Annotated in this window: 23 protein-coding genes; 9 read left to right on the forward strand and 14 right to left on the reverse strand. The window is 55.3% G+C overall.

Features of this window, described 5'->3' with window-relative positions; genetic code table 11:
• Nucleotides 1-10: 10 nt before the first annotated feature.
• Together uvrC and uvrY are read right to left on the reverse strand one after the other, a co-directional pair.
• Nucleotides 11-1,843, reverse strand: coding sequence for an excinuclease ABC subunit UvrC (gene uvrC / locus AB1287_RS18720; RefSeq protein ID WP_435618731.1), 1,833 nt, complete (start codon nt 1,841-1,843; stop codon nt 11-13).
• A complete protein-coding gene (uvrY, locus tag AB1287_RS18725; protein ID WP_312627388.1) occupies nt 1,840-2,496 on the reverse strand; it encodes a UvrY/SirA/GacA family response regulator transcription factor in 657 nt (218 codons plus the stop codon). Before uvrY ends, uvrC begins: the two co-directional genes overlap by 4 nt.
• A gap of 457 nt (nt 2,497-2,953) precedes the next feature.
• Between uvrY and AB1287_RS18730 the strand changes: the two genes are divergently transcribed.
• Nucleotides 2,954-3,178, forward strand: coding sequence for a DUF2594 family protein (locus tag AB1287_RS18730; RefSeq protein ID WP_097164893.1), 225 nt, complete (start codon nt 2,954-2,956; stop codon nt 3,176-3,178).
• A gap of 62 nt (nt 3,179-3,240) precedes the next feature.
• Here AB1287_RS18730 and sdiA read toward each other — a convergent pair whose 3' ends face one another.
• The 8 genes from sdiA to AB1287_RS18770 all read right to left on the reverse strand — a co-directional run bounded on the left by sdiA (nt 3,241) and on the right by AB1287_RS18770 (nt 10,446).
• Nucleotides 3,241-3,963: a transcriptional regulator SdiA gene (sdiA, locus tag AB1287_RS18735; protein WP_435618762.1), complete on the reverse strand. Its 723-nt coding sequence runs from the start codon at nt 3,961-3,963 to the stop codon at nt 3,241-3,243.
• 258 nt (nt 3,964-4,221) lie between these two features.
• On the reverse strand, nt 4,222-4,974 hold the full coding sequence (gene tcyN, locus AB1287_RS18740; protein WP_435618732.1) for an L-cystine ABC transporter ATP-binding protein TcyN: 753 nt from the start codon (nt 4,972-4,974) through the stop codon (nt 4,222-4,224).
• The gene (tcyL, locus tag AB1287_RS18745) at nt 4,971-5,639 is read right to left on the reverse strand and encodes a cystine ABC transporter permease (protein ID WP_435618733.1); all 669 of its coding nucleotides are present in this window, start codon (nt 5,637-5,639) and stop codon (nt 4,971-4,973) included. Before tcyL ends, tcyN begins: the two co-directional genes overlap by 4 nt.
• A gap of 12 nt (nt 5,640-5,651) precedes the next feature.
• Nucleotides 5,652-6,638: a D-cysteine desulfhydrase gene (gene dcyD, locus AB1287_RS18750; protein WP_435618734.1), complete on the reverse strand. Its 987-nt coding sequence runs from the start codon at nt 6,636-6,638 to the stop codon at nt 5,652-5,654.
• Nucleotides 6,639-6,855: 217 nt separating this feature from the next.
• A complete protein-coding gene (gene tcyJ / locus AB1287_RS18755; protein ID WP_435618735.1) occupies nt 6,856-7,656 on the reverse strand; it encodes a cystine ABC transporter substrate-binding protein in 801 nt (266 codons plus the stop codon).
• Nucleotides 7,657-7,741: 85 nt separating this feature from the next.
• Entirely contained in the window at nt 7,742-8,290 is a 549-nt protein-coding gene (gene fliZ / locus AB1287_RS18760; RefSeq protein WP_312627379.1) for a flagella biosynthesis regulatory protein FliZ, read from the reverse strand.
• A gap of 52 nt (nt 8,291-8,342) precedes the next feature.
• The gene (gene fliA, locus AB1287_RS18765) at nt 8,343-9,074 is read right to left on the reverse strand and encodes an RNA polymerase sigma factor FliA (protein ID WP_435618736.1); all 732 of its coding nucleotides are present in this window, start codon (nt 9,072-9,074) and stop codon (nt 8,343-8,345) included.
• Nucleotides 9,075-9,237: 163 nt separating this feature from the next.
• Nucleotides 9,238-10,446 (reverse strand): FliC/FljB family flagellin, encoded by a 1,209-nt coding sequence (locus AB1287_RS18770; protein WP_435618737.1) that lies wholly within the window; start codon nt 10,444-10,446, stop codon nt 9,238-9,240.
• A gap of 270 nt (nt 10,447-10,716) precedes the next feature.
• Between AB1287_RS18770 and fliD the strand changes: the two genes are divergently transcribed.
• The 4 genes from fliD (at nt 10,717) to amyA (ending at nt 14,498) form a co-directional block, all read left to right on the forward strand.
• Complete coding sequence (gene fliD / locus AB1287_RS18775) at nt 10,717-12,120, forward strand: flagellar filament capping protein FliD (protein ID WP_435618738.1); 1,404 nt, start codon at nt 10,717-10,719, stop codon at nt 12,118-12,120.
• Between the two features lie 22 nt (nt 12,121-12,142).
• Nucleotides 12,143-12,553, forward strand: coding sequence for a flagellar export chaperone FliS (fliS, locus tag AB1287_RS18780; RefSeq protein ID WP_435618739.1), 411 nt, complete (start codon nt 12,143-12,145; stop codon nt 12,551-12,553).
• The gene (gene fliT, locus AB1287_RS18785; RefSeq protein ID WP_435618740.1) at nt 12,553-12,930 is read left to right on the forward strand and encodes a flagella biosynthesis regulatory protein FliT; all 378 of its coding nucleotides are present in this window, start codon (nt 12,553-12,555) and stop codon (nt 12,928-12,930) included. The genes fliS and fliT overlap by 1 nt, the downstream gene beginning before the upstream one ends.
• A gap of 80 nt (nt 12,931-13,010) precedes the next feature.
• Entirely contained in the window at nt 13,011-14,498 is a 1,488-nt protein-coding gene (gene amyA / locus AB1287_RS18790) for an alpha-amylase (RefSeq protein ID WP_435618741.1), read from the forward strand.
• Nucleotides 14,499-14,645: 147 nt separating this feature from the next.
• Here the strand turns inward: amyA and yedD are convergent, their stop codons facing one another.
• From yedD to fliE, 4 genes are all read right to left on the reverse strand, one after another.
• Nucleotides 14,646-15,059 (reverse strand): lipoprotein YedD, encoded by a 414-nt coding sequence (yedD, locus tag AB1287_RS18795; RefSeq protein WP_435618742.1) that lies wholly within the window; start codon nt 15,057-15,059, stop codon nt 14,646-14,648.
• Nucleotides 15,060-15,120: 61 nt separating this feature from the next.
• Nucleotides 15,121-15,564 (reverse strand): DUF421 domain-containing protein, encoded by a 444-nt coding sequence (locus tag AB1287_RS18800; RefSeq protein WP_312627370.1) that lies wholly within the window; start codon nt 15,562-15,564, stop codon nt 15,121-15,123.
• 9 nt (nt 15,565-15,573) lie between these two features.
• Entirely contained in the window at nt 15,574-16,086 is a 513-nt protein-coding gene (locus tag AB1287_RS18805) for a hypothetical protein (RefSeq protein WP_435618743.1), read from the reverse strand.
• Between the two features lie 137 nt (nt 16,087-16,223).
• The gene (gene fliE / locus AB1287_RS18810; protein ID WP_435618744.1) at nt 16,224-16,535 is read right to left on the reverse strand and encodes a flagellar hook-basal body complex protein FliE; all 312 of its coding nucleotides are present in this window, start codon (nt 16,533-16,535) and stop codon (nt 16,224-16,226) included.
• 214 nt (nt 16,536-16,749) lie between these two features.
• Between fliE and fliF the strand changes: the two genes are divergently transcribed.
• From fliF to fliI, 4 genes are read left to right on the forward strand one after another with little or no spacing between them, the layout of a single operon-like run.
• The gene (gene fliF, locus AB1287_RS18815; RefSeq protein WP_312627365.1) at nt 16,750-18,426 is read left to right on the forward strand and encodes a flagellar basal-body MS-ring/collar protein FliF; all 1,677 of its coding nucleotides are present in this window, start codon (nt 16,750-16,752) and stop codon (nt 18,424-18,426) included.
• On the forward strand, nt 18,419-19,420 hold the full coding sequence (gene fliG, locus AB1287_RS18820; protein ID WP_435618745.1) for a flagellar motor switch protein FliG: 1,002 nt from the start codon (nt 18,419-18,421) through the stop codon (nt 19,418-19,420). The genes fliF and fliG overlap by 8 nt, the downstream gene beginning before the upstream one ends.
• The gene (gene fliH / locus AB1287_RS18825; protein ID WP_435618746.1) at nt 19,413-20,111 is read left to right on the forward strand and encodes a flagellar assembly protein FliH; all 699 of its coding nucleotides are present in this window, start codon (nt 19,413-19,415) and stop codon (nt 20,109-20,111) included. Before fliG ends, fliH begins: the two co-directional genes overlap by 8 nt.
• Nucleotides 20,111-21,481, forward strand: coding sequence for a flagellar protein export ATPase FliI (gene fliI / locus AB1287_RS18830; RefSeq protein ID WP_312627361.1), 1,371 nt, complete (start codon nt 20,111-20,113; stop codon nt 21,479-21,481). Before fliH ends, fliI begins: the two co-directional genes overlap by 1 nt.
• The last annotated feature ends 9 nt before the right edge of the window (nt 21,482-21,490 follow it).

Here is a 21,490-nt window from a genome sequence, read left to right on the forward strand (position 1 = left end):
TACAGAGCCCCTAATGTTTCAATGAGTAGAAGATCTTTTCTGCCAGACCGTGTGAAATGCCGGGTACTTTCGCAATATCTTCCACGCTGGCTTTCTGCAGGCCCTGCAATCCGCCCATATATTTCAATAACATCTGGCGACGCTTCGGCCCTACGCCCTCAATGGTCTCAAGCGTACTGGTGCTTTTCACCTTCGCCCGTTTTTTACGGTGTCCTGTGATCGCATGATCGTGAGATTCATCGCGAATGTGCTGGATCACGTGCAGCGCCGGAGAATCGGACGGCAGGTTGAAACCCTCACCTTCCGGCTCGAAAAACAAGGTTTCCAGCCCGGCCTTGCGATCGCTGCCTTTCGCCACGCCCAATAGCAGCGGGTGACGTTTGTCCCAGTTGACCTCAAGCTCGGCAAAAACCTGTTTGGCCTGGCCGAGCTGGCCTTTCCCACCGTCAATCAGGATAACGTCGGGGATTTTGCTTTCTTCGATGTCCTTGCCGTAGCGGCGACGCAGCACCTGGTTCATCGCCGCGTAGTCATCACCCGGCGTAATGCCGGTAATATTGTAGCGACGGTATTCCGCACGCAGCGGGCCGTTGCTGTCGAATACAACGCAGGAGGCGACGGCTTGCTCACCCATCGTGTGACTGATGTCGAAACACTCCATACGTTTAACTTCCGGCAGGTTCAGCTGCGTTGCCAGCGCCTGCAAACGCTGAGAAATAGTCGACTGCTGTGACAGCTTCGTGACCAGCGCGGTTGCGGCATTAGTGCGCGCAAGCTTCAGGTAACGCGCCCTGTCGCCGCGAGGCCTTGTCTGAATATTGATGCGACGCCCGGCCAGTTCGGAAAGCGAATCGGCCAGCAGCGTTTTGTCACCCAGATTGAAGTCCAGCAGGATCTCACCCGGTAGCGTGCGTGCCTGGCTGCCCTGCAAATAGAACTGGCCGACGAAAGTCTCCACCACTTCCCCTGCTTCCGTCCCGGCCGGGACTTTCGGGAAATAGCTGCGGCTGCCGAGCACTTTACCCTGGCGGATAAACAAGACATGAACGCACGCAAGGCCACCGTTGAAGGCTACGCCGATAACGTCGAGATCGTCGCCTTCATTGGAAACAAATTGTTTTTCGGTGACGCGGCGCACCGCCTGAATTTGATCGCGAATGCGGGCCGCTTCTTCAAACGCCAGCGACTGGCTGGCTTTTTCCATGCGGGCGACCAGCTGATTGACAACCTGCTCATCTTTGCCGGCGAGGAACAGACGCACATACTCCACCTGCCGGGCATACTCTTCTTCACTCACCAGCCCCGCCACGCACGGGCCGAGGCAGCGACCAATCTGGTACTGAAGGCAAGGTCGCGAGCGGTTACGGTACACGCTGTTTTCACACTGGCGTATAGGAAAAATTTTCTGCAACAGCGCCAGCGTTTCTCTGACCGCGTAGCCGTTGGGGAACGGACCGAAATACTCGCCTTTGGCGTGCTTTGCCCCACGGTGCATCGCCAGCCGTGGATGGCTGTCACCGCTCAGGAAGATAAACGGATAGGATTTGTCATCGCGCAGCAGCACGTTGTAGCGCGGCTGATAGAGCTTGATGTAATTGTGCTCCAGCAGCAGCGCTTCCGTTTCCGTGTGGGTGACAGTCACGTCAATCTGCATAATCTGCGCCACTAAGGCTTCAGTCTTACGCGAGGCAAGGTTGCTGCGGAAATAGCTGGAAAGACGCTTTTTGAGATCTTTGGCTTTACCGACATAGATGACCGTGCCGCCAGCATCGTACATACGATAGACGCCGGGCTGGCTGGTCACAGTTTTCAGAAAGGCTTTTGAATCAAATACATCACTCACTGACTTGCTAACGACTCCGCATTGCACAGGCCATGGCGAATTGCCAGGTGAGTCAGCTCGACGTCACCGTGAATGTTCAATTTGCTAAACATACGATAGCGGTAGCTGTTCACCGTCTTCGGGCTGAGATTTAACTGTTCGGAGATCTCAGTCACCTTCTGGCCTTTGGTGATCATCAGCATAATCTGCAATTCACGTTCAGACAAACTGGCGAACGGTGATTCTGTTTTTTCTGGCTCAATCTGGCTCAGGGCCATCTGTTGAGCGATATCGGAAGCAATATAGCGCTGCCCGGCGAAGACGGAGCGGATGGCATTGACTACCTCCTGTGGTGCAGCACCTTTACTCAGGTAGCCTGCGGCCCCTGCCTGCATCACTCTGGCGGGCAGCGGATTTTCCGTATGGACGGTTAACATGATGACTCGGGTACCGGTAGTGGCGCGCGCAATTTTGCGTGTGGCTTCCAGCCCGCCAATACCTGGCATGTTCATGTCCATAAGCACCACATCGACCGGGTTTGCGCGGCACCATTTGACCGCATCTTCACCACAGCAGACTTCACCGACTACTTTAATACCCTTTATATCTTCCAGAATGCGTCGTATCCCTGCGCGCACTAGTTCGTGGTCATCAACAAGTAGGATGTTGATCAAAGGAATAATCTCCAGAATAGGGATAACGCAACTCTCTCTAAAATCGCAACCATATTAACGGGTTTTATCTAAACATTGAAAGTCAAAAAATGTGCCATTTAGGTTTTTACTTAGATTTCTGGAAATTAAGCTGTACAACAACTGGAAACAACTACAAAACAGTTAGATACAACAACCGCATTTTTAAACGCTTGCCTTCAGAAAATTTCTTAAAAACACGACATTTTACGCAGATGAAAAATACGATTGCAAAAATGTAACAATAATTAACTGGTCATGAACCCGCGCTAAACAAATAAGCGACGAACGCTTTCTTACCCAGCTTAATTTAGCCGTAAGCAGCTCTGATCAGAGGACAAAAATCAGACGCTCCCGTTTTTCCTCTCGCCTGTGGTATACTGCGCGACCTTTACTGTTACTCCCCGCGCAAGCGCGATGAAATCCAACGAGGAAATAGATGAGCACTCCTGATTTTTCCACTGCTGAGAATAATCAACAACTGTCCCAGGAAGTTTCCTGCCTGAAAGCCCTGCTGACCCTGATGCTGCAGGCGATGGGCCAGGCAGACGCAGGACGCGTGATTATTAAAATGGAAAAGCAAATCACGCAGATGGAAGATGAAGCTCAGGCGGCCGTATTTTCCAGCACGGTTAAGCAAATTAAACAGGCTTACCGCCAGTAATGATGAAACCGGCTGCCATGTGCAGCCGGTTTTGCGTCTGGCACGCAGAACGTCGGATGCGGTCAGATAATGCCTGTCGCTGCCGCATAGCAGGCAATCTGAGTTTTGTTGGGCGCGTTGAATTTCTTTTGCATATTCTTCTGGTGGAAATTCACCGTATTTTCAGAAATCGACAGGATTATCGATATTTCCGCTGAGGTTTTCCCCTCCGCCGTCCATTTCAGAATCTCCAGCTCCCGCTTGCTGAATTTCATTTCCGGCGCCATGACCGTCCTATCTTCCAGCCGCAGCAACGTTGCCATACTAAGCTCCATCAGCGTTTGCAGTCGTAACTCGGTTTCATCATCCGCGAACGGATTAGCCTGATGACTTTGCCGCGATACGGATAAAAATCCGAGCGCCCGATTCGGCAGCATCAACGACTGTGTGATCCCACGCCTTAAGCCATGGTCACGCGCAGCATCCCAAAATGCCTGAGTCTCTTTGAATAAGCTTTCACTCCAGGGAAGATGCCCATTCTGGTAATTCTCAGCCTTCAGCACAGGATCGATGGCGAAATAGTTTTCAGCCTGATAAAGGTCCATCCAGGCCTCAGGATAGGTGGTGTGCAAAGAGAGTTTAGGGCGGGTAAACGGCACCGGATGACGCACGCACAACGCGAACCAGTCATATTCCAGCAGGTGCGTTTGCTGTTGCAGAATAGTATAGGCCTGGTCATCTGCCGCGGCGGAGTGAAATTGTTGCGTCAGTCCCTTCCGCCAATGAAAAAAATCGATGTCCCTCATATCTGACGAGAAAACTCCTGATTGATAATCATTCCTGTGAATACTGCAAACTAACACATAAACCCTGTTTATATATCTAAAGTATCGTTGAAGGCGTAAATAATCTGATACCCCCTCTTTTCTCGGGGCAAACTGGCGGTGGAATATGTTGTACAAGCATGCAGAAATTAAGCACACCTTAAATACAGGCGACAAAACCTTAAGCTAAATTTTCTGATAAAAGAAAACGGCCTGAAATTATCAGGCCGCTATTGAAGATTACTGCATCAGGAATTTTTCAAGGAACTGACGGGTTCGTGGCTGCTGCGGGCTGGCGAACAGCGCTTTGGCTTCGCCCTGCTCCACGATGCGTCCTTGATCCATAAAGATGGCCCGATCGGCAACGTCGCGGGCAAAGCTCATCTCATGAGTGACGATAACCATTGTGCGCTTCTCCTTCGCCAGCTGGCGGATGGTATTCAGCACCTCACCCACAAGCTCCGGATCCAGTGCGGAAGTCGGCTCATCAAACAGGATAACGTCCGGGCGCATCGCCAGGGCGCGAGCAATCGCCACGCGCTGCTGCTGCCCGCCGGACAGGCGGCGCGGATAGCTGGTTTCTTTACCCGACAGCCCAACCTTTGCCAGCAGCTCACGCGCGCGGGTTGCCGCTTCGCCTTTGTTCTCACCTTTAACGATCACTGGCCCTTCAATAATGTTTTCCAGCACCGTACGATGCGGGAACAGATTGAAGTTCTGGAACACAAATCCCACGTGCTGGCGCAAAGTCCGAATCAGCCCTTTCTGCTGGCTCAGCGGACGCTCAGTGTCGATGGTGATGTCACCCACCCGAATCGTGCCGCTTTCGGGCTGCTCCAGCAGGTTAATGCTGCGCAGAAGCGTGGTTTTACCCGAGCCGCTCGGCCCGATAATCGCCACCACTTCGCCCTCTTTCACCTCAAGATCGATACCGTGCAGCACCGTCTGACCATGGAATTTTTTTACCAGGTTTTTAACGTCGATAGCACTCATTTCGGATCACGCTCCTGGCGGTTCAGCTGGTTTTCAAAGTAGTTCTGTAACGCGGAGAGTACCGTCGCCATGACCCAATAAATCAGCGAGGCGGCGAGGTACATGGTGAACACTTCCAGCGTACGCGAGGTGATCAGCTGCGCCTGACGGAACAGCTCCGGCACCTGAATAGTGGCCGCAAGTGACGTGTCTTTCACCAGGCTGATAAAGCTGTTCGACAGCGGCGGCAGCGCCACGCGTGCAGCCTGGGGCAGAATGGCGCGACGCAGGGTTTGCCACGGCGTCATGCCGATACTGGCGGCGGCTTCCCACTGACCTTTATCAATCGACGAGATCGCCGCACGCAGCGTTTCCGAGGTATAGGCTGCGGTGTTGAGCGACAGACCAATCATTGCCGCCGGAATCGGATCCAGCTCGATGCCAAACTGCGGCAGGCCGTAGTAAATCATAAAAAGCTGGGCAATGAGCGGCGTGCCGCGGAAAATCGAGATATAAAACCGCGCCAGCCAGCGTACCGGGGCGACGGGCGACATTCGCATCAGCGCCAGCACAAAACCCAGCACCAGGCCGAAGAACATCCCGCCGATGCTGAGCTGTAAGGTGAAGACAGCGCCTTTCAGCAGGTAAGGCAGCGAGTCGATAACCAGTTGGATACTTTCTTGCATTATGGGTGTCTTTTATACGTGTGGGTGATAGGCGAACAGCGCCGGAGCGCCGCCGGTATGAATAAAGAGAATCGGTCCTTCATCCTTAAAGCGTTTCTGGCTGATGCCGTCGATAAGCCCGGCCATCGCTTTGCCGGTGTATACCGGATCCAACAAAATTCCCTCCAGGCGTGCCAGCAGCTTCACGGCCTCCATCCCTTCATCGTTTGGCGTACCGTAGCCTGGGGCAAAATAATCATCCCACAGCGTGATTTCCGCTTTCGCTTTGAGTTCGAGGCTTTCGGCCACGGCCTGCTGAAGCGTAACGACTTTAGGTTTCTGATCGGCAATACTACGGGACACCGTCACGCCAATCAGTTCCGCCTCAGGCATCAGCTGTTCTAAGCCAACGGCCAGACCGGCGTGCGTACCTGCGCTGCCAGACGCCACCACGACAGAAGAGAGCGAGACTGCGCCTTCACACTGCTGTGCAATTTCCAGCGCGCTTTCAACGTAGCCAAGCGCGCCAAGCGCATTCGAGCCGCCGACCGGAATCACATATGGGCGAAAGCCCTGCGCTTCCACGCGCGTGGCAAGCTCTTCCAGTTGGCGGTTTGGATCGGTCAGCGCATCGCACATTTCGATTTGCGTACTGAAATAGTCCAGCAACAGGCGGTTGCCGTTGCTCAGATAGTTCTCAGCTTTTGTGCCAATCGGATTTTCCAGCAGCGCCACACAGTGCAGGCCCAGCTTCGCCGCCACAGCAGCCGTCTGGCGCACGTGGTTAGACTGAATCGCGCCTGCGGTGATCAGCGTATCTGCACCTTCGCGCAGCGCATCAGCCGCCAGAAACTCAAGCTTACGCAGCTTATTACCGCCCATCGCCATCGGCGTGACGTCGTCGCGTTTGATAAAGATGTCGCGCCCCAGATAGTCGGAGAAACGAGGCAGGTACTCCAGAGGCGTCGGTGCGCCAATAAATTCCAGCCGAGGGAAACGTGTGAGATTCTGCAGTGACATAGCACCTCCTGATTTTCTTTTTATTATGCACACAGTTGCGGGTGAAATGAAAAAAGGCGCTGGGTTAGCGCCTTTTGATTTTTTATGGGGCAACAGCATTGTCTGCTCCCCCTCTCCCCGACCCTCTCCCTGAATGGAGAGGGAGAAAGTCAAAACCCGCTCCGGCCAATTCCCTCTCCCATTGGGAGAGGGTTAGGGAGAGGGATATTACCGATGTTTATTTGGTTACGTCAGCCCCGAACCACTTCTCGGACAGCGCTTTCAGGCTACCGTCTTTCTGCATATCGGCGATAGCACCCTCGATAGCTTTCAGCAGGTCATCGTTGCCTTTACGCAGCGCCACGCCAGATTCCTGACGGGAGAATGCTTCACCGGTGACGGCCAGCGTGTTGTTGGTTTTCTTCACCAGATCCAGTGCGGCAAGACGGTCAACCAGAATGGCATCAATACGGCCTACGCGCAGATCCTGGTATTTGGTCGGATCGTCATCATAGGTACGCACGTCCACACCCTGCACGTTCTGACGCAGCCACTCTTCGTAGTTGGTGCCCAGACCCACGCCGACTTTTTTGCCCTTCAGGTCCGCGGCGGTTTTAATGGTGCCTTCATTGCCTTTTTTCACCAGCGCCTGAATACCGGACACGGTATAAGGCATGGAGAAGTCATATTTCTTTTTACGCTCGTCGGAGATGGTGACCTGGTTAATCACCACATCAATGCGTTTAGAATCCAGCGACGCCAGCATGCCGTCCCATTTGGTCGGCTTGAGGTCTGCTTTTACGCCCAGATGCTTTGCCAGCTCCTGGGCAAACTCCACTTCGAAGCCGGTCAGCTTGCCGTCATCGCCCTGGAAACTGAACGGCGGATAGGTGCCTTCCAGGCCCACACGCAGGGAACCACGCTCTTTCACCTGACTCAGCAGATTTTCTGCCGCGAAGGTTTTCACACTTGCCCCGGCGACCAGCGCCACGGCCATCATGCCCATCAGAGCCTGACGGCCCAGAAATGCTAGTTTCATTCTTTCCCCCAACATTTGAATTTTTTTGCAGTGTAAGGCGTTTGGGAAAAACAGCTAATACCCGTCCGCTATAAGCCATTCAAATTTAATATAACTCAGAGGTTGCCTGCATGCCGAACTTCTGCTGATCGCCCACCGGGCGCAGGCTTTTGAATTGCGAATACTTTCGTAGCGCAATGCGGTAGTTGTTGGTACTGGTTTGCGGCAGCCACGGCGCGAGATTTTCGTCCGCTTCACCCGCAAGCAATGCGCGGTCGATTTTCAGCGCGCTCAGATGATTGCCCAGACGACGCAGGCGCACAACGTATTCACGCACGGTGCCTGGACTCATGTCGGTTTGCTCGAAGAGATACTGCTTAAAGCCGAGGATATCGAAGAAGTCGCTCTGCTCTTTGCAGTGCAGATCGCCGCAGAAACGGCACAGCGCCACCCACTCGCGGCGCTCCTGCTGCCAGTCGGCTTCGTCCATCAGCATATCAAGGCGGGAAATAGCGATTTTGTTGACGATTTCGCCCCGACGCACAAGCGTGATGCGGTCGAGCATTTTATGGCAGTGGGCGCAATGCGTCTGGCTGTGTTTAAAGTCTTTGAGATAGCGGCTTAAAGGCCGTCTTTTTACCTGCTGCACCGTCATGATAACTCCTGGTAGTCAATGCTATGTGCGGCATTTCTCCAGGCATGACAGCTTAGCCGCCCTCCTGGTACCGACCCAGTTTTGTTCGCAAACGCTTAATGGCCTGGCTATGAAGCTGGCTGACGCGCGACTCTCCTACCTCAAGTACTGCGCCAATCTCCTTAAGATTGAGCTCTTCCTGGTAGTAGAGCGTCAGCACCAGCTGTTCACGTTCCGGCAAGGCTTCAATCGCCTCCATCACGCGCTGGCGCAGGTTGCCCTCCATCAGCAGATGAAGCGGGTTCTCCTGCTGATTCTCTTCAGTCACCAGCTCGATACTGTCGCCGTGCTCTTCCCGCCACTCGTCGTAGGAGAAAAGCTGGCTGTTGTTGGTATCGAGCAGCATCTGTCGATACTCCTCAACGGCAATGCCCAGGCGCTGCGCGACCTCCGTTTCGGTGGCGTTGCGTCCCAGCTCCTGCTCCAGTTGCCCCATCGCCAGCGCCACTTCTCGGGCGTTACGACGAACGCTTCTGGGCACCCAGTCCCGGCTGCGCAGTTCGTCGAGCATCGCGCCGCGTATGCGTTGTACTGCGTAAGTGGTAAATGCCGTGCCTTGCAGTGCATCGTATCGTTCGACGGCATTCAGTAACCCAATGCCGCCCGCCTGAAGCAGATCGTCCAGTTCAACGCTCGCGGGCAGTCGCACCTGAAGGCGCAATGCTTCGTGTCGCACCAAAGGTACATAACGCTGCCACAGCGAGTGTTTATCCATTACACCTTCAGCGGTATAGAGTGAATTCACGATAAACAGCCCTGCAATAGTTGAGTTATCGGCATGATTATCCGTTTCTGGAGGGGTTTTAATCGACGGAATAGTGGCTAAAAGGAGGGGTTATTTGAGGAGTTAAGTGAAACTCTAAAACAGGAAAACCCCGCCGAGGCGGGGTTTGTTAAGCGAATCAGGATTAGCCCTGCAGCAGAGACAGAACCTGCTGTGGAACCTGGTTTGCTTTAGCCAGCACGGAGTTACCGGCCTGCTGAATGATCTGCGCTTTAGACATGTTGGACACTTCGGTCGCATAGTCGGCGTCCTGAATACGGGACTGCGCTTCAGACAGGTTGGTAGTGGTGTTGTTCAGGTTGGTGACCGCAGAGTCCAGACGGTTCTGGATAGCACCCAGAGAAGAACGGAATTTGTCTACGGAAGCAATTGCTGAGTCCAGTTTGTCCAGTGGGTTAGAAGTAGAACCCGTGGTCAGGCTGGAGAGACTCAGGCTTGAAGTATCAATCTTGAATGCTGCTGTTGTACCAGCTGTCGTTGCTGACTGCGGATCCAATGCAACATAGTAGTCTTTCGGAGTACCAGTAGTTGTAGCAGTGTCGTATTCGCTTTCAAAGCCATTTGCTTTAAGGTTATTTACTTCTGCAGCACTGCCTGGAGTGATGGTGACCTTAGCAAACATATTGCCATTGGCGTCTGAGTAAACTTTTGTACCATCAACAACAACACTGGCAGCATCAACACCGAGACGTGTTGCCAGGTCACCACCATTGTTTTCAGCAACGGTTGCCCCAGTAATGCTCGTGGTTGCGCCATAGTAAGATTTGAAATCAGTAACCTGAGCTGGGGTGCCGCCCTGTGGACCATTCACGTTAAAGCTATCCAGACCCAGAGTCTGTGAGTCGATTTTTTTCAGGTCAATAGTGATAGTTTCACCATCGTTTGCACCCACCTGGATGTTCATTTTGCCGTCTTTGGCCAGTACGTTCACGCCGTTGAACTGAGTTTGACCGGATACGCGGTCAATTTCGTCCAGACGGGATTTGATTTCGTCCTGGATGGAAGAGAGGTCAGAATCGGAGTTAGTACCGGTAGAGGCCTGAACGGTCAGCTCACGGATACGCTGTAAGTTGTTGTTGATTTCAGACAGCGCGCCTTCAGTAGTCTGCGCAACGGAGATACCGTCGTTGGCGTTACGCGCAGCCTGAGTCAGGCCCTTAATGTTAGAGGTGAAGCGGTTAGCAATCGCCTGGCCAGCAGCGTCATCTTTTGCACTGTTGATACGCAGACCGGAAGACAGACGCTCAATGGAAGTCGACAGAGCAGACTGGTTCTTGTTGATGTTGTTCTGAGTGATCAGCGAGAGGCTGTTGGTATTAATGACTTGTGCCATGATTTGGTTTCCTGTTGTTCATCAAATCTGTTAGTAGATTTGGGTTTCCACCCGTCGGCTCAATCGCCGTCAATGTGGTTATCGTCGCCCTCCATCCAACCTTTAGATTTTTTTTCACAAACCCCTGAATAATTTTTTAGCCGCCGAAATAGTCCGCCCTCGTGCCTTTATTCCCGCCATTAAAAAAAGCAAATTAAACGTAAACTTTGCGCCAATCCCGCCGATAACCCCGGTATTCATTCTACGTGTCGATAAATTTAAGGAATAAATATGGCAAGTATCTCTACACTGGGAATCGGTTCGGGTCTTGATTTGAGCACCATCCTGGATAACCTGGAAACGGCTGAAAAAGCGGGTCTGAAGCCTATTTCAACTCAGCAATCTTCCTACACCGCCAAGCTGAGCGCCTACGGCACGCTAAAAAGTGCACTGGTCGCATTCCAGACGGCCAATACCGCCTTAAACAAAGCAGGTCTGTTTACCGCCACCAGCGCCAACAGTAGCTCTTCAGCATTCAGCGCCACCACCACCGGTAACGCCGTGGCGGGAAAATACACGATTAGCGTCTCCCAATTGGCACAGGCGCAAACGCTGACCTCCAAAACCGCGCAGGCCGACAGCAAAACCGCGATCGCAAGTAGCGACAGCACCATTACCATTCAGCAGGGCGGCGGTAAAAAACCGGTCACGATTGATATCAGCGCCGCAAACTCCTCCCTGAGCGGCATTCGCGATGCGATTAACAAAGCCGATGCGGGCGTCAGCGCCAGTATTATTAACGTCGGGAACGGCCAGTATCGCCTTTCGGTCACCTCGAACGACACAGGCTCTGACAATGCGATGACCATCGCCGTCAGCGGTGACAGCGCCCTGCAAAGCTTTATGGGTTATGACGCCTCCGGCAACGGCGGCATGCAGGAGAGCGTGACGGCGCAAAACGCCAAACTCAAAGTCAACAATATCGACATTGAGAACAGTAGTAATACCATCAGCGACGCGCTGGAAGACATTACTCTGAACCTGAACGACACCACCACAGGTAATCAGACGTTAACCATCACCAAAGACAACTCACAGTCTGAAACAGCGATTACCACTTGGGTCAATGCCTATAACTCGTTGCAGGATACTTTCGCCTCACTCACCAAGTACACCGCGGTGGATGCAGGTACCGATTCGCAGGATACCACCAACGGCGCTCTGCTCGGCGATAGCACCCTGCGCACCATTCAGACCCAGCTGAAAAGTATGCTGACAAGCTCCGGCAGTTCGACCCTGAAAACGCTTTCCCAGATTGGTATCACCTCCGACGCCAGCACCGGCAAGCTGAGTATCGACAGCACCAAGCTGGAAACTGCACTGAAAACCGGTTCTGCGAACATCAAAGACCTGTTTATGGGGGACGGAAAAGCCACCGGCATCACCACCACCATGGACAAGAGTCTGAGCAGCTGGCTCTCCAGCACCGGGATCGTCCAAGCGGCCACCGACGGCGTGAGCAAAACCTTAAAAAATCTGACCGACCAGTACAACGCCGCCAGCGACCGCATTGATACGCTGATGGCACGTTACAAAGCCCAGTTCACCCAGTTGGACGTGATGATGAGTTCGCTGAACTCCACCAGCAGCTATCTGACCCAGCAGTTCGAATCGTCTTCCAGCAGCAAAAGCTAATTAATCAAGCTCAGGAGCTAACATGTACGGCGCAAAAGGCACGCAGGCCTACGCAAAAATCGGAGTCGAAAGCGCGGTGATGAGCGCCAGCCAGCAGCAGCTGGTGATCATGCTGTTTGATGGCGCCCTCAGCGCACTGGTGCGCGCGCGCCTGTTTATGCAGGATAACAACCTGGAGGGGAAAGGCCTCTCCCTCTCAAAAGCCATCAACATCATTGAAAACGGCCTGAAGGTAGGTCTGGATGAAGAGAGCGAAGATGAGCTGACGCAAAATCTGATCGCGCTGTACGCCTACATGGTAAGGCGTCTCCTGCAGGCGAACCTGCGCAATGACGTTTCCGCTATCGAAGAGGTGGAAATCCTGCTGCGCGAGATCGCCGATGCCTGGAAGGACGTTGCCACCCCGACCAACCTGATTCAGGACGCCGTCTAATGAGTACTGCACCGCACCTGTATAGCCTGTACCAGCAGCTGCTTGAGCAAAGCCTTGCCATGCTGCGCCTTGCCAGCGAAGGACAATGGGATGATTTGATCGCCTGTGAAATGGAGTACGTCAACGCGGTGCAAAAACTGGCAGAACTGACGCGTCAGTCGGAGCCATCGGGCGTGGTACAAGAGCAGCTGCGTCCGGTACTGCGGGCGATTCTGGAAAACGAGACGGAAGTGAAGCGTCTGTTACAGGCAAGAATGGACGAGCTGGCGAAGCTCGTCGGGCAGTCAACCATCCAGAAATCGGTCCTCACCGCCTACGGCAAACAGGGCGGCCACGTTCTGGTTCCGCAGGAAACCCGCGATACTCCAACCAACTGATCCGCAGGCGCGCACTGCGCGCCAGGCGTTTTTCCGCTTCGTATTCCATACTAGAGTCTCCTTCCCTTCGGAGTCTGTGTATGCGCAATCCTACCCTGTTGCAGTGTTTTCACTGGTATTACCCCGCTGGCGGTGAATTGTGGCGAGAGGTTGAAGCGCTTGCGCCCAATCTGAACGAAATCGGTGTCAACATGATCTGGCTGCCTCCCGCCTACAAAGGCGCATCCGGCGGCTATTCCGTCGGGTATGACAGCTACGATCTGTTCGATCTGGGCGAGTTTGACCAAAAAGGATCAGTGGCCACCAAATATGGCGACAAAGGCCAGCTGCTGGCGGCTCTGGATGCGTTGAAAAAAAACGACATCGCCGTGCTGCTCGACGTGGTGGTGAACCACAAAATGGGTGCCGATGAAAAAGAGCACGTCCGCGTACAACGAGTCAACGAGCAGGACCGCAACCAGATCGACGATGAAATCATCGAGTGCGAAGCCTGGACGAAATACACCTATCCGGTACGCAACGGCCAATATTCTCAGTTCGTCTGGGATTACAAATGCTTCAGCGGTATCGACCATATTGAGAACCCCGACGAGAACGGCATCTTTAAAATCGTCAACGACTACACGGGCGAAGGCTGGAACGACCAGGTCGACGGCGAAATGGGCAACTTTGATTACCTGATGGGCGAGAATATCGACTTCCGTAACCATGCGGTCACCGAAGAGCTGAAATACTGGGCGCGCTGGGTGATGGAACAAACTCACTGCGACGGTTTCCGCCTGGATGCGGTGAAACATATTCCGGCCTGGTTCTACAAAGAGTGGATTGAGCACGTTCAGGAAGTGGCACCAAAACCGCTGTTTATCGTGGCGGAATACTGGTCACACGAAGTCGATACGCTGCAAAACTACATCAATCAGGTCGATGGCCAGACGCTGCTGTTTGACGCCCCGCTACAGATGAAATTCCACGAGGCCTCGAGGCTTGGCCGCGACTACGACATGAGCCAGATATTCACCGGCACGCTGGTGGAAGCCGATCCGTTTCATGCCGTGACGCTGGTCGCTAATCACGACACCCAGCCGCTACAGGCGCTGGAAGCGCCGGTCGACCCCTGGTTTAAGCCACTGGCCTATGCGCTGATTTTACTGCGTGAGAACGGCGTGCCATCGGTGTTTTATCCGGATTTGTTTGGCGCGGTCTATGAAGATACCGGCGGTGATGGCAACACCTACAAAATCGAGATGCCGGTCATCGAACAACTTCACGAGCTTATCGATGCCCGACAGCGGTTTGCGCACGGTGTGCAAACGCTCTATTTCGATCACCCCAACTGCATCGCCTTCAGCCGCAGCGGCACCGACGAAGCGCCCGGCTGTGTGGTGGTGCTCTCAAACGGCGACGACGGTGAGAAGACGCTCACGCTCGGTGAAAACTACGGCCAGAAGCGCTGGAAAGATTTTCTCAATAATCGCGAGGAAATTGTTGAAACAGACGACGATGGCAAAGGCGTCTTTACCTGTAAAGGCGGCAGCGTCAGCGTGTGGGTGATGGAGGATGTTCTGTAGGGCTGTTTGTCACGAACCGCATTGAGTGGTGAAATGCCCGGTGGCGCTGCGCTGACCGGGCCTACGATTTCGCACCGTTTTTTATGTCCGGTTTGTAGGCCCGGTAAGGCATATCCGCCACCGGGCAATCGCAAACGGGCACATTTTTTAAGGCAATGGCGAAAGCAAAGGATTCTTCTGCAGATAGTCTGCACATTCCTGCGTCGGGCGGTCGACACGTTTTAGCGTCATGCGATCGTAGTCAAGACGATCGCCGTCGCGCTCGATGGCGTAAACATCTTTCTTGCCAGTGACGTTATACACGTCGTCGCTACGCAGCATCAGTTTACCCGGCAGCGCAATCACGCGCTGCCACTGGCGACAGTCCAGCGTATCGCCGTCTTTGGTCACCACAAGCGTGGCAATGGCTTCCGGACTGACCATCGCGCTTTGCGGCCCTTCCGACTGCCAGTAACCCGCAAGGCCTGCCGGCGCAGGCGCTTTAACCACATCGTTGTAATTATCAACCTGAACACATCCGCTCAGCACCAGCATTGCGCCGAAAATTGCAATTTTTTTCATCACTCATCCTGCAAACCGTGAAAAAAATATTGTGGCATTAAAGCGTTAACGCTTCCAGCCTTTACTTCTGCGGGATAATCGAGATATGGCCGTTGCTCTCGAGGATGGCAAACTTGATCTCCGCAAGCTCCGTCAGCCCCTGATTGTTGCGGGCCGACACCATAATATCCTCCTCGGAGATATCGGCCATTTTCATTTTCTTGCGCATCAGCACGCCGTTTTCCACCAGAACCACCGCCGTACCGTCAATCATCTCCTCCGCGCCGGGCAGGTATTTTTTGATTTTGCCAAACAGCATATCCATTACGATGAGGGTAATGATGCACAGTGCGGCCCCGGTGACAGAAAAATCATTGCCGAGCAGCCCCTGCTGCGTCGCCTCGCTGATGATCAGCAGCAGAATCAAATCAAACGAGGTCATCTGCAACAGCGCCCGACGCCCGGCAATTTTGAAGACGACCACCAGAATCAGGTAAATCGCGACGGCACGAAGGATCATATCCATATACAAATCCTAAGGATAAATATACTGGGTCAAAGTGACAGCGGGCTGCTGGTTAGCCCTTAGCGTGGATACAACCTTACCGGAATGCCGGGGTTGCACGCTGAGCCAGAGCGTATGCGAGCCCCCTTCCGGCTGGTCATGAAACTCGAGCGTCATATCGCCGTTATGGCTGCTGAATCGCCACGGCTGCGGGTAGAGAGCTTCGATTTCAAACGTATCCATAAACTGCCCGCCAAGCGTCACGGTATAGCTATCTCCCGGCGGCACGTTGAGCGTGACTTTCAGATCCATATCGCTTTGGTTGCGACCAAAACGCTCATAGTCAACCTTCAGAGTGCGATCGGCATTGGTCAGGCTACCGTTGCTGAACATCCCTTTTGAGAACAGGCCGCAGAACCCGGCCAGCAGCACTAAAATCAGCAACACAAAGCCGTACTGTCGTGCCGCATTCTCCACCCGTAGCCAGAAGGGGTGCTCTGCTACAGGCGCTGATGAAGACGATGAGGGTTTACTGTCAGCCATAATGACCCCGACGCGTAAGCGAACCGTAGAGGAAAGTATGGTCGCTTCCGGGCAGACCGTAAGTGACTGATGAAAAAATAGTGACAGGAAGTTATAGAGATATATCCCGACCAGCCCGGGCCGGGTTTCACATTTTATTAAACCTGCATCCCCATCACTTCCTGGTACGCCGACACCAGTTTGTTACGCACCTGAACACCCATCTGCAAAGAGACGGACGATTTTTGCAGGTCGGTCATCACATCGTTCAATGCCACGCCCGGCTCGCCTAAGGCAAATTTCTCCGCCTGCGCTTTGGCGCTGTTTTGCGTTTCGCTGATGCGGTCCAGCGCGGCGTTGAGCTGCCCGGCGAAGCTGATAGTTGGCTGTTCTTCCACCTGCTGATTGCGGGCGACGCTGGCAGCAGCCTGCATTTGCGTCAGAACCCCTTCGATGCCTGTAATGGCCATTTTGATCCCCTGGTTGATGTCATGGGTGATGAGATTATCAGTTTGTCAATGAGATAAAGGCGCTAATTAACGTTAAAAAACCCGACTATTTGAGCGATGGAAAATTCGCGGAGGGCAAATAATGGCATCAGTACCACTTTGCCTTTGCCGACCGGGAGTCAGCCTTGCTTTTGTACACGTTTAACGCCATCGACCTGGATTTACGAGGTGCGCAATGAGCGCGACCGCGGCCACGCCACAATCTAAAATGCCAGAGTGGGTCGCTCGCCTGCGCGCTAACCCGAAAATTCCTCTTATGGTTGCCAGCGCTGCCGCAGTGGCAATCATCGTTGCGCTGGTGCTGTGGGCAAAGCAGCCTGACTACCGGACGCTGTTCAGCAATCTGACCGATCAGGACGGCGGCGCCATCGTCACTCAGCTCCAGCAGATGAACATTCCCTATCGCTTTGCCGACAGCGGCGGCGCGATCGAAGTGCCTGCTGACAAAGTCCACGAGCTACGCTTGCGTCTGGCGCAGGCCGGGCTGCCGAAGGGCGGTGCGGTCGGCTTTGAGCTGCTGGATCAGGAAAAATTCGGCATCAGCCAGTTCAGCGAGCAGGTGAACTACCAGCGTGCGCTGGAAGGCGAACTGGCCCGCACTATTGAAACCCTCGGTCCGGTGAAAAGCGCCCGCGTGCATCTCGCGATGCCAAAACCATCGCTGTTCGTGCGTGAGCAAAAACTCCCTTCTGCCTCCGTGACCCTGAACCTTGAGCCTGGCCGCGCGCTGGACGAAGGTCAAATCGCGGCGGTGGTGCATTTGGTTTCCAGCGCCGTGGCAGGCCTGCCGCCGGGTAACGTGACCCTGGTCGATCAGGGTGGCCATCTGCTGACCCAGTCGCAGACCGGCGATCGTGACCTCAACGACGCGCAGCTGAAATACGCCTCCGATGTGGAAGGACGCGTGCAGCGTCGTATCGAATCAATTCTGTCGCCGATTGTTGGCAACGGCAACGTCCATGCGCAGGTCACCGCCCAGATCAACTTCGACAATAAAGAACAGACCGAAGAGCAGTATCGCCCGAACGGCGATACCAGCCAGGCGGTAATGCGTTCGCGTCAGGTGAACGAAAGCGAGCAGGTTGGCAGCCCGAATCCGGGTGGCGTGCCGGGTGCGCTCTCCAACTCCCCTGCTCCGGCGCCGAATGCGCCAATCTCCACGCCACCGGCAAACCAGCAGGCAGGCGCGCAGGGGCAGCAGCGTACGACCAGCACCAATAACCAGAGCGGACCGCGCAATAGCTCCCGCAACGAAACCACTAACTACGAAGTCGACCGCACCATTCGCCACACCAAAATGAACGTCGGCGACATTCAGCGCCTGTCGGTAGCGGTAGTGGTGAACTACAAGAATCTGCCCGACGGTAAGCCGCTGCCGCTGACCGCCGATCAGATGAAGCAGATTGAAGATCTGACCCGCGAAGCGATGGGCTATAACACGACCCGTGGCGACACCCTGAACGTGGTCAACTCGCCGTTTACCGCGGGTGATGAAACCGGTGGCGAACTGCCGTTCTGGCAGCAGCAGTCGTTTATCGATCAGCTGATGTCCGCCGGACGCTGGCTGCTGATTGCCCTGGTGGCGTGGATCCTGTGGCGCAAAGCGGTTCGTCCGCAGCTGCTGCGCCGCGAAGAGGAAGCCAAAGCCGCGCGCGAAGAAGCGAAGGTCGAGCGTGAAATCGCCGAGGCCGTGCAGGTTAACCTCAGCAAAGATGAACAGCAGCAGAGCCGTCGCGCCAACCAGCGCCTGAGTGCCGAAGTGATGAGTCAGCGTATTCGCGAAATGTCAGACAACGATCCGCGCGTCGTCGCGCTGGTCATTCGCCAGTGGATGAGTAACGACCATGAGTAATGCAGCCCTTAGCGGTACCGATAAAAGCGTCATCCTGCTGATGACCATTGGCGAAGACCGCGCGGCGGAGGTGTTCAAGCATCTCAACACGCGCGAAGTACAGACGCTCAGCGCGGCAATGGCCAACGTGCGCCAGATTTCCAACAAGCAGTTGACCGACGTGCTGGCAGAGTTTGAGCAGGAAGCCGAACAGTACGCGGCGCTGAACGTCAACGCCAACGAATACCTGCGTACCGTGCTGGTGAAAGCGCTGGGTGAAGAGCGCGCGGCAAGCCTGCTGGAAGATATTCTCGAAACCCGCGAAACCACCAGCGGCATCGAAACGCTCAACTTTATGGAGCCGCAGAGCGCCGCCGACCTTATCCGCGACGAGCATCCGCAGATCATCGCCACCATTCTGGTTCACCTTAAGCGCGGCCAGGCGGCGGATATTCTGGCGCTGTTCGACGAACGCCTGCGTCACGACGTGATGCTGCGTATCGCCACCTTCGGCGGCGTGCAGCCGGCGGCGCTGGCGGAGCTGACCGAAGTGCTGAACAACCTGCTCGACGGCCAGAACCTCAAGCGTAGCAAAATGGGCGGCGTGAGAACGGCAGCCGAAATCATCAACCTGATGAAAACTCATCAGGAAGAAGCAGTCATCACCGCCGTGCGCGAATTCGACGGCGAGCTGGCACAAAAGATCATCGACGAGATGTTCCTGTTCGAAAACCTGGTCGAAGTGGACGACCGCAGCATTCAGCGCCTGCTGCAGGAAGTGGATTCCGAATCGCTGCTTATCGCCCTCAAAGGCGCCGAGCATCCGCTGCGCGAGAAATTCCTGCGCAATATGTCGCAGCGTGCGGCGGATATCCTGCGCGACGACCTCGCCAACCGTGGCCCGGTGCGCCTGTCTCAGGTGGAAAACGAGCAGAAAGCGATTCTGCTTATTGTGCGTCGTCTGGCGGAAACCGGCGAGATGGTGATTGGCAGCGGAGACGATACCTATGTCTGATGCCACGCCGTGGAAAGTCTGGTTGCCTGATGACCTGGCCCCGCCGGTACAGGCTTTTGTACCGGAATTTACCGAACACACCGACGGTGAACCGGTAGATGAAATATCAGAAGAACAAAAGCTGCAGCAGCAGCTCGCGCAGATTCAGATGCAGGCTCATGAACAGGGCTATAGCGCCGGTCTGGCCGAAGGACGTGCCGCCGGGCAGTCTCAGGGCTATCAGGAAGGCTTAGCGCAGGGTCTGGAGCAGGGCCAGATGCAGGCTCAGCAGCAGCAGATACCTCTGCACGCGCGGATGCAGCAGCTGGTGAGTGAATTTCAGCATACGCTGGACGCACTCGACAGCGTTATCGCCTCGCGTCTGATGCAGATGGCGCTGGAAGCCGCCCGCCAGGTGATCGGCCAGGCGCCGGTTGTCGATAACTCGGCGCTGATCAAACAGATTCAGGCCCTGCTGCAACAGGAACCGCTGTTCAGCGGTAAACCGCAGCTGCGCGTGCATCCGGATGATTTACAGCGCGTGGAAGAGATGGTTGGCGCCACGCTTAACCTGCACGGCTGGCGGCTGCGGGGCGATCCTTCCCTGCATCACGGCGGCTGCAAAGTGTCTGCCGATGAGGGCGATCTTGACGCCAGCGTAGCCACCCGCTGGCAGGAGCTGTGCCGCCTGGCCGCTCCGGGAGTCATCTGATGACCGCCCGTCTGACGCGCTGGCTCACCACGCTCGATAACTTCGAGACAAAAATGGCGCAGCTCCCATCGGTGCGCCGCTACGGACGGCTGACCCGCGCCACCGGGCTGGTGCTGGAGGCCACCGGGCTGCAGCTGCCGCTCGGCGCGACCTGCGTGATTGAGCGTCTGGAAAACGGCGAAGTGCACGAAGTGGAGAGCGAAGTGGTCGGCTTTAACGGTCATCGCCTGTTTCTGATGCCGCTGGAAGAAGTGGAAGGCATTCTGCCCGGTGCTCGTGTCTATGCGCGCAATGCATCCGGCGACGGTTTGCAGAGCGGAAAGCAGCTTCCGCTTGGCCCGGCGCTGCTGGGACGCGTACTCGACGGCGCAGGAAAGCCGCTCGACGGCCTGCCCGCTCCGGACACAACCGAAACCGGCGCGCTGATCACCCAGCCGTTCAACCCCTTGCAGCGAACCCCGATTGAACACGTGCTGGACACTGGTGTGCGTCCCATTAACGCCCTGCTGACCGTGGGACGCGGCCAGCGCATGGGCCTGTTTGCGGGCTCCGGCGTAGGGAAATCGGTACTGCTCGGCATGATGGCGCGCTACACCCAGGCCGATGTGATCGTGGTCGGGCTGATCGGTGAACGTGGCCGTGAAGTAAAAGATTTTATCGAGAACATTCTTGGAGCAGATGGGCGCGCGCGTTCGGTGGTGATCGCCGCCCCGGCGGACGTCTCTCCCCTGCTCCGCATGCAGGGCGCGGCCTATGCCACGCGTATCGCCGAAGATTTTCGCGACCGCGGCCAGCACGTTTTGCTGATCATGGATTCTCTTACCCGTTACGCGATGGCCCAGCGTGAAATCGCACTCGCCATCGGTGAACCGCCCGCCACCAAAGGTTATCCGCCTTCGGTGTTTGCGAAGCTGCCCGCACTGGTGGAACGCGCCGGGAACGGCATCAGCGGCGGCGGTTCGGTCACCGCCTTTTATACAGTGCTCACCGAGGGCGACGATCAGCAGGATCCGATCGCCGACTCAGCGCGTGCCATTCTCGACGGCCACATTGTGCTGTCCCGCCGTCTGGCGGAAGCGGGCCACTATCCGGCCATCGATATCGAAGCCTCCATCAGCCGCGCCATGACTGCGCTCATCACCGAGAAGCACTACGCGCGGGTGAGAAACTTCAAACAACTGCTCTCAAGCTTCCAGCGCAACCGCGACCTGGTGAGCGTCGGTGCGTACGCAAAGGGCAGCGACCCGATGCTCGACAAGGCCATTGCGCTGTGGCCACAGCTGGAGGGCTTTCTGCAACAGGGTATTTTCGAAAAAGCGGACTGGAATGATTCCCTCCAGGCTCTGGACATCATCTTCCCGGCCGCTTAACAGGAGACC

It is taken from the genome of Scandinavium sp. UTDF21-P1B (genome assembly GCF_040750395.1).
Taxonomy (GTDB): domain Bacteria; phylum Pseudomonadota; class Gammaproteobacteria; order Enterobacterales; family Enterobacteriaceae; genus Scandinavium.

Bases quoted from the DNA above. Each gene is read 5' to 3' on its own strand.
- AB1287_RS18805 (WP_435618743.1), bottom strand. From the start codon at position 16,086: ATGGCTGACAGTAAACCCTCATCGTCTTCATCAGCGCCTGTAGCAGAG.
- dcyD (WP_435618734.1), bottom strand. From the start codon at position 6,638: ATGTCACTGCAGAATCTCACACGTTTCCCTCGGCTGGAATTTATTGGC.
- fliE (WP_435618744.1), bottom strand. From the start codon at position 16,535: ATGGCCATTACAGGCATCGAAGGGGTTCTGACGCAAATGCAGGCTGCT.
- fliG (WP_435618745.1), top strand. From the start codon at position 18,419: ATGAGTAATGCAGCCCTTAGCGGTACCGATAAAAGCGTCATCCTGCTG.
- sdiA (WP_435618762.1), bottom strand. From the start codon at position 3,963: ATGAGGGACATCGATTTTTTTCATTGGCGGAAGGGACTGACGCAACAA.
- AB1287_RS18730 (WP_097164893.1), top strand. From the start codon at position 2,954: ATGAGCACTCCTGATTTTTCCACTGCTGAGAATAATCAACAACTGTCC.
- fliZ (WP_312627379.1), bottom strand. From the start codon at position 8,290: ATGACGGTGCAGCAGGTAAAAAGACGGCCTTTAAGCCGCTATCTCAAA.
- AB1287_RS18800 (WP_312627370.1), bottom strand. From the start codon at position 15,564: ATGGATATGATCCTTCGTGCCGTCGCGATTTACCTGATTCTGGTGGTC.
- fliI (WP_312627361.1), top strand. From the start codon at position 20,111: ATGACCGCCCGTCTGACGCGCTGGCTCACCACGCTCGATAACTTCGAG.
- yedD (WP_435618742.1), bottom strand. From the start codon at position 15,059: ATGAAAAAAATTGCAATTTTCGGCGCAATGCTGGTGCTGAGCGGATGT.
- tcyL (WP_435618733.1), bottom strand. From the start codon at position 5,639: ATGCAAGAAAGTATCCAACTGGTTATCGACTCGCTGCCTTACCTGCTG.
- fliF (WP_312627365.1), top strand. From the start codon at position 16,750: ATGAGCGCGACCGCGGCCACGCCACAATCTAAAATGCCAGAGTGGGTC.
- amyA (WP_435618741.1), top strand. From the start codon at position 13,011: ATGCGCAATCCTACCCTGTTGCAGTGTTTTCACTGGTATTACCCCGCT.
- AB1287_RS18770 (WP_435618737.1), bottom strand. From the start codon at position 10,446: ATGGCACAAGTCATTAATACCAACAGCCTCTCGCTGATCACTCAGAAC.
- tcyN (WP_435618732.1), bottom strand. From the start codon at position 4,974: ATGAGTGCTATCGACGTTAAAAACCTGGTAAAAAAATTCCATGGTCAG.
- fliH (WP_435618746.1), top strand. From the start codon at position 19,413: ATGTCTGATGCCACGCCGTGGAAAGTCTGGTTGCCTGATGACCTGGCC.
- fliS (WP_435618739.1), top strand. From the start codon at position 12,143: ATGTACGGCGCAAAAGGCACGCAGGCCTACGCAAAAATCGGAGTCGAA.
- fliT (WP_435618740.1), top strand. From the start codon at position 12,553: ATGAGTACTGCACCGCACCTGTATAGCCTGTACCAGCAGCTGCTTGAG.
- fliD (WP_435618738.1), top strand. From the start codon at position 10,717: ATGGCAAGTATCTCTACACTGGGAATCGGTTCGGGTCTTGATTTGAGC.
- tcyJ (WP_435618735.1), bottom strand. From the start codon at position 7,656: ATGAAACTAGCATTTCTGGGCCGTCAGGCTCTGATGGGCATGATGGCC.